The organism is Bacillus sp. CPT56D-587-MTF, assembly GCF_058792335.1.
Map to the genome: position 1 here is coordinate 5,662,680 of NZ_JBYTEF010000001.1, position 6,055 is coordinate 5,668,734.

At 36.4% G+C, this 6,055-nt stretch carries 13 protein-coding genes; 12 read left to right on the top strand and 1 reads right to left on the bottom strand.

Going from position 1 to position 6,055, the window contains the following annotated elements:
• The first annotated feature begins 36 nt into the window (after positions 1–36).
• From AC3WVZ_RS29250 to AC3WVZ_RS29265, 4 genes are all read left to right on the top strand, one after another.
• Positions 37–198: a hypothetical protein gene (locus tag AC3WVZ_RS29250; RefSeq protein WP_233935818.1), complete on the top strand. Its 162-nt coding sequence runs from the start codon at positions 37–39 to the stop codon at positions 196–198.
• Positions 199–224: 26 nt separating this feature from the next.
• On the top strand, positions 225–713 hold the full coding sequence (locus AC3WVZ_RS29255; RefSeq protein ID WP_233935820.1) for an ArpU family phage packaging/lysis transcriptional regulator: 489 nt from the start codon (positions 225–227) through the stop codon (positions 711–713).
• Positions 710–1,252 carry a site-specific integrase gene (locus AC3WVZ_RS29260; RefSeq protein ID WP_233935821.1) on the top strand — a complete coding sequence of 181 codons (543 nt, stop codon included), beginning with the start codon at positions 710–712 and terminating at the stop codon, positions 1,250–1,252. Before AC3WVZ_RS29255 ends, AC3WVZ_RS29260 begins: the two co-directional genes overlap by 4 nt.
• Positions 1,253–1,460: 208 nt before the next feature.
• A complete protein-coding gene (locus AC3WVZ_RS29265; RefSeq protein WP_098125869.1) occupies positions 1,461–1,706 on the top strand; it encodes a hypothetical protein in 246 nt (81 codons plus the stop codon).
• Between the two features lie 258 nt (positions 1,707–1,964).
• On the opposite strand, the gene AC3WVZ_RS29270 is transcribed toward AC3WVZ_RS29265, so the two are convergent.
• Entirely contained in the window at positions 1,965–2,717 is a 753-nt protein-coding gene (locus AC3WVZ_RS29270; RefSeq protein WP_098425424.1) for a zinc-dependent metalloprotease, read from the bottom strand.
• A 254-nt stretch (positions 2,718–2,971) separates the two neighbouring features.
• Here AC3WVZ_RS29270 and AC3WVZ_RS29275 point away from each other — a divergent pair, with 254 nt between their 5' ends.
• From AC3WVZ_RS29275 to AC3WVZ_RS29310, 8 genes are all read left to right on the top strand, one after another.
• Positions 2,972–3,511 (top strand): hypothetical protein, encoded by a 540-nt coding sequence (locus tag AC3WVZ_RS29275; protein ID WP_345743020.1) that lies wholly within the window; start codon positions 2,972–2,974, stop codon positions 3,509–3,511.
• 182 nt (positions 3,512–3,693) lie between these two features.
• Positions 3,694–3,912 carry a hypothetical protein gene (locus AC3WVZ_RS29280; protein WP_233935824.1) on the top strand — a complete coding sequence of 73 codons (219 nt, stop codon included), beginning with the start codon at positions 3,694–3,696 and terminating at the stop codon, positions 3,910–3,912.
• A gap of 61 nt (positions 3,913–3,973) precedes the next feature.
• Positions 3,974–4,249, top strand: a complete 276-nt coding sequence (locus tag AC3WVZ_RS29285) for a hypothetical protein (protein ID WP_098425422.1) — start codon at positions 3,974–3,976, stop codon at positions 4,247–4,249.
• Complete coding sequence (locus tag AC3WVZ_RS29290; RefSeq protein WP_233935825.1) at positions 4,236–4,448, top strand: hypothetical protein; 213 nt, start codon at positions 4,236–4,238, stop codon at positions 4,446–4,448. Before AC3WVZ_RS29285 ends, AC3WVZ_RS29290 begins: the two co-directional genes overlap by 14 nt.
• Before the next feature lie 250 nt (positions 4,449–4,698).
• The gene (locus AC3WVZ_RS29295; RefSeq protein WP_282082058.1) at positions 4,699–4,833 is read left to right on the top strand and encodes a hypothetical protein; all 135 of its coding nucleotides are present in this window, start codon (positions 4,699–4,701) and stop codon (positions 4,831–4,833) included.
• Between the two features lie 11 nt (positions 4,834–4,844).
• Positions 4,845–5,078 (top strand): hypothetical protein, encoded by a 234-nt coding sequence (locus AC3WVZ_RS29300; RefSeq protein WP_098128141.1) that lies wholly within the window; start codon positions 4,845–4,847, stop codon positions 5,076–5,078.
• Complete coding sequence (locus AC3WVZ_RS29305) at positions 5,068–5,439, top strand: HNH endonuclease (RefSeq protein WP_233936612.1); 372 nt, start codon at positions 5,068–5,070, stop codon at positions 5,437–5,439. Before AC3WVZ_RS29300 ends, AC3WVZ_RS29305 begins: the two co-directional genes overlap by 11 nt.
• Before the next feature lie 111 nt (positions 5,440–5,550).
• Positions 5,551–6,054, top strand: a complete 504-nt coding sequence (locus tag AC3WVZ_RS29310; RefSeq protein WP_233935826.1) for a phage terminase small subunit P27 family — start codon at positions 5,551–5,553, stop codon at positions 6,052–6,054.
• Position 6,055: the final 1 nt, after the last annotated feature.

Genomic DNA, 6,055 nt, shown 5'->3' on the forward strand with positions numbered 1-6,055 from the left:
GTGTCCTCTTTCTTATTTTGTAAGGGGGATGGAAAAATGAAAGCACTAAGAGATCAATTACGTGAATGGGAAAAACAAACTAAACAAGCAAAAAAGAAAAAAACAAAAGAGAATTTTAGCACGCGTGAAATTGAGAATTTAATGGGGATGCATAGACCTTGTTATGAGCGTAGACGTGGAGCGTTAAGGCAAAAGTAATAAAAAAATAAAAGGAGTGGTCTGGAATGACGAAGCAATTATCTTTCTTACCAAAAATCGATAGAGCAGCAACACAAGAGAAATTAGAGGGCATTTTGGAAAGTGTACGTATATATAAGCAATTTGGAATGATGCGTAAGGAAATGAAAGTCACTCCTTCTTATGAAAGGAGAGAGCATGGTCCTACACATGCAGTTGGCAAACCATTAGAAGATGTAGCAATCTCCAATGTCCAACAAAGTAAACGTGAAGAATGGTTAGAGAAAATGGCATTTCGAGTGGAACAAGCATTAAGTCGATTCGGAAACAGTGCAGCTGGAAAAAATCAGAGGGACATTATAGTGAAACGATATTTAGAAGACGAAGATGTATGCGATTATATGGTGTATAACGAAATTGGCATGAGTGAACGTACGTATCGACGTGTGAAAGCTAGAGCGTTTTATAAACTGGCCTTTGCTCTTAGATTAGAAGTTTATGAGATAGAGAATCAATACGGGGGTGATGACCTATGAATTTTGTCCAGCCCATACGTGATCCAGAGCAAATACAACAAATCAAAGAATATTTAAAAGAAAAGAATGCACGTAACTATATTTTGTTTGTAATGGGAATTAATACAGGTTTACGTATAAGTGATATTTTAAAACTAAAGGTTGGAGATTTAAAAGGTAGCCATATCTCAATGCGTGAAATGAAGACAGGTAAGCAGAAACGTATACAGATTACAGCAGCATTAAAGAGAGAGCTTCGATGGTTCAATGAAAACAGAGAAGATGATGAGTACCTATTAAAAAGTAGGCAGGGAAAAAATCGGCCAATCGGTCGTAGTATGGCATATAAGATACTAAGTGGAGCGGCAGCAGAGTTCGGATTAGATGAAATAGGAACACATACGTTGAGAAAGACGTACGGGTATCACATGTACATGCAAACGAAAAACATAGCATTACTTATGGAGATATTCAATCATTTGTCAGAGAAGGTCACGTTACGTTATATAGGTGTAAACCAAGATGCAATGGATAAAGCAATGACTAGGTTTAAAATCTAATCATTGCTTTTTTCTTTTTAAATCTATACAGTTACTCATAAATTTCGTACTGTGTAACTCAAAAGGGGAAGTATTATAAAGTCAATGATACCAAGGGATTCAGCGAAAGGGTCAGTTACACACAATTAAACATATGGGTAATTGACAAGCATAAAATGATAAAATTCTGTATATTAATTAAATATATTGGACACGAGGTGATGATGGATTGGTATGCGAAGAGCTACTGTGTGAATTGGTTGAGTATAAAATGTTACAAGGCGAAAAGCCAGATCTATTAAGGATAAATCCAAATTATTATAGAATGATATTAGAGGACTTGGCTTATCCAGAGTGGTTGATTAGAAAGAAGGAAAAGATGAAAGAGCATGAGTTATTAGGGATTAGAATAGAACTTACAAATCAAATTGAAAAATTTGAAATGAGAATAGTGAAAAAAGTGGCAGAGTCGTGACCGCTTTTTGGCAGGAAATGTGCAGGTTATTTTGGGATTTTCGTGTTATATTTGTATTGTGAGAAGTGGCGGAAAAACACAACTCACTATGTTGTTTCTAAATTTCTAAACGGTTCATAATGACGGCACATAAAATCCGAAACCAGCAGATGGTACTGATTGAATGCTACCGTTGAAAAGAAAGAGCATCCTTAGGGATGTTCTTTTGTTTTTATGTAGCAAAGAGTATGCAGTATACTCTTTGCTAGTTTTCTACAGTTAAGAACCATACCAATTACGGTGGCTTTCAATTAAAGCGTCGTGTGCAGCATCCCAATAATTCACAGAATAGGCATAGTCATAGTTCATCATGCACTTAATGCCACTACCAGAAGCGTCATGTGATAATCCGTAATTGTGAGACCATTCGTGTTGAATTGCATAAGGAGTAGAGGTTGTCCCTTGATCAAGCACCACACTAATACCACTTTGAGGTGCGGAAGGATAGACATAAGCAATGCCGCCAGCTGTAAATTTGCTATCTTTGGTAAAACCAATTACGAAGTCGTATTGTGTATTGTTTTTCCATTCGGCATTTAAATCCGCTAAAAGTGCACTACTATTTGCGCCATCGGATTTCCAGTTCGCATAGCCTGTAACAACAAAATTAATACTATGTTCGGCCCAGAAACTATTATCTGCTTTTTCTACCATTTGTGCAGTAATTGTTTTCCAATCAGGATGAGCAGCGCGATATTCTTCATCAGCTGCGATTAAAATTGTAACAGTACGAGTAGGAGCTAAAGCATGAAATAGAGAATTGGAATTTTCGATGTCCGAGAGTGAAAAGTTACCAAGTGAAGAGGTTACTTTCTGACTCACTTTTGGTAAAGGGTCCCCTATGAAGGGGTGTTTGCTAGAGATGGAGTGTTGATGCGTATCCATTTCTTGTGCATGTGCAGAAATAGAAGTAAAAGGTACCAGTAAAAGTGCACTACATGCTAAAGCTGTAATCATTCGTTTAAGCTTCAAATGCTTGTCCTCCTAATAAAATAATGTTGTTCAATAACATTATATAGAGATTTATTTATATTGGTGATAGGACAAGCACCTTATTTAGAAAAGAATGTATAGAATTTTGAGAAGGTTAAGGAAAAAGGGGGGGGCCATGAAAAAGAAGAATATAGAGATGTAAAGTGTAGTTGTTGAGAAATAAATTAGCACCTTACTACAGAAATGAACCTATTGTACAATACGTTTGTAAGTCAATCTATGTCATGGGAGTGATGAATTTGAAACGTATGATGGGTGTAGTTTCTACAGTTTTATTAGCCGGAACAATGGTGTTTGGTGGATCAAATGTATTGGCACATGCGGATACTGCTTCGAAGCCTTATAAAGTTGTAACGCCAGGAGAACCTAACGAAAATCCTGTAGCAGTTGGTTTTGATACGCGAAAAGAGTTCGAATCCTATGTAAAGAAACACCCAGTTGTACCAAACTTATCAAAAGCATTCCAATCATCAAGGATTTATTCTACTTTTTATCATGATATTCATTTAAAAGGAGCGCAGTTTCCAATAGATGCAAGCCGTAATCCTGTTATTATTACTAATTTTAATAGTAGTAATAATGATAAGGTTTCCTCCATACTTACACATCCGTTTGGGAATTACACAATGATTTATGAACATATTAATGCGCAAGGTTATGCATTGGCTATTGTCAATAATGGAAAATATCTAAATTTGACAGATGTTAGTATGGGTGATGGAGAAAGAACATGGAATGATCAAGTATCTTCTGCGACTGTAAAAGCAAATTAAGTGCATTAAAAGATGTATAAGAGCGTATGAAAGGAGAAAACCGGACAATTTTGTTCGGTTTTTCGTATAGGAGAGAAAACAATTTAATTTTGAGGATAAGGATAAAGTAAATGTAGTTTTGATAACAAAGAGTGATAATACATACTGGATTGTAATACTAGTAAGGAAAGGAGAGTGATCAGATGGAAAAAATATTTTCTACACATGTTAGTTTGGCGAATGGGAAAACACATATCTTACATATGAAGTTGGAGAGTTTTATAGACAAAGTGGTTGCGCCAGATGGAAGCTTTAGGGAAGGACTGATACGCTTCGATGACATTGTAATAAACCCAGAACATATTGTTTCTTTGCAGCAAGTCACTTCTGTACGAACGCGTAGGGCGAGTCGAACTATATAGGGAATGTGGAGAAGGCACCTATAGCGGGTGTTTTTTCTATTTTATGAGGAGGATTCACAAAATGGCTAATAACAAATTAATTATTGAAGTAAATGCGGATACAACTGGAGCGTTAGAAGGCATTAAGGAAGTAACAGAAGTTGCAAATGAATGTGCGGAATCGTTAGAGAAGTTAGAAAAGGTTATGAATAGGCTTACGAATAAGAAGAAACAAGAGGATATAAAATTTGTCCTGACATTAGGTGAGAAAGTAGTAGTTAAATCTATTGTTGAGCATACAGCGGATTCAATTCAAGGTCGCGTAATTAAAGGGAGTGAGATAAATGAAACTAGATAAACAAGAACAAGCTGTTGCAATTGGTACATTCATTTCAATGCTAGGACAAGATCTTGTAAATGAACGCATCGATAAACAGAAATTAGAAAGAGTACTTCCTATCTTTAATGAAATGCAAGATAATACAACACCAAAGCAAAAGAGAGAAGCAATGCTTAATTTGCTTGGTAAAGTGGTAGATGAATTTTTAAAACAATAGCCATAAAAAAAGGAAAAGCAACTCGCTTGGGGAGCGAATTACTTTTCCTGATGGCAATGTTAACTCTATTATAACAAGTTGTATTTATTTGTAAATATATAATCGGAATATTCTTTCTAAAGGAGTGAGATAGATGCAAGTCTACTGTTCTAATTGTCCTTAATATTACGATATAAAACTACAAGTAACATAGATTCTGTTGTACTTGAGTAACCGAATGGCTATTTTTTAAAATTGAAGGGTGAGAATAATGAATAAAAAGGATTTAATAATCAAACTAATTGAGGATTGTCGGATAACGATGAAAGAGGCGAGGGTGCTACAAGATTTGGAGCCTGTTCCAGATACACGATACGACCGTTTGTATACGAAAATAAACGAATAACAGGGGGAATAATGATGTTGTGGGTATTAGGGTATCTCATTATAGGTATGGTGTATGCATCGATTCAAATGCGCCCCACTTTGCATAAGATGTTGAAAGAAGAGGAGGGTGATGAGAAAGGAGAAGCAATCGTGATGGCCGTTGTACTTATTCTCATATGTTTGTTTGCGCCATTATGGCCAGCATTGTTGACATTCAGAGTGATAAAGCTATGTAGTAAGGGCAGTGGTACAAGTGCCAAGTAAACCGATGAAGCCATGCACTTCACCAATGTGTACAGCGTTAACGAAAGACAAGTACTGTGAGAAACATCAAGATAAGATACAGGAGAACACCAGACATTATGATAAATACATACGAAACAAAAGCTCACGTTCCTTCTACAACTCAAGACTGTGGAAGGATATGCGTGAGCTTTTGTTTCGTAGAGATCATGGCTTATGTGTTCAATGTAGAAGCAAGGACATTATCAAGATAGGAGATGTAGTCGATCATATCATTCCGATTCGTGTTGATTGGTCGAAACGATTAGAACCAACAAACTTACAAACACTCTGTCATGCTTGCCACAACAAGAAAACAAAAGAAGATGAGAAGAAAAAATGATAAACAGCCCCCCACCTTGAAAAAGCAAGTAATGGTGCCCTGGAGACCGCCGCCTAGCTTTCCGTGCAAAAAGTTCGTTTTATTCTATAAAAGGGGGTTCAGCTGAGGGAGGTGGTTCACATAGGAAGAAAAGCGAAGCCGATTCATTTGCATTTATTAGAAGGTAATACAAATCGATTGACAAAGGATGAAATCGAACAACGATTAAAAGCTGAAAAACAGTTACAAGCAAAAAAGGACAAAGTAAAGCCACCAACGTGGTTAGATTCAGTTGCGAAGAGAGAGTTCAAACGAATTGCTGGTGAATTATTAGAGTTAGATGTTATTACAAACATAGATGTGAATGCATTAGCAACGTATTGCGATGCTTATTCTGACTATGTTGCATGCACCAAAATTATCCGAGAAGAAGGACTTCTTGTTGAATATACTAATAAGGCAGCTGAAACCAATAAAGTTCCACATCCATTACTTACAAAGAAAAAGCAATTGCATGAACAAATGAAGGCTTTGGCTGTTGAGTTTGGTCTCACACCGAGTGCAAGAGCGAAAATTGTCATTCCAAATCGTAAACAAGGTCCGAAAACAAATGTAGAAAAGGAGTTTGACGTATAAC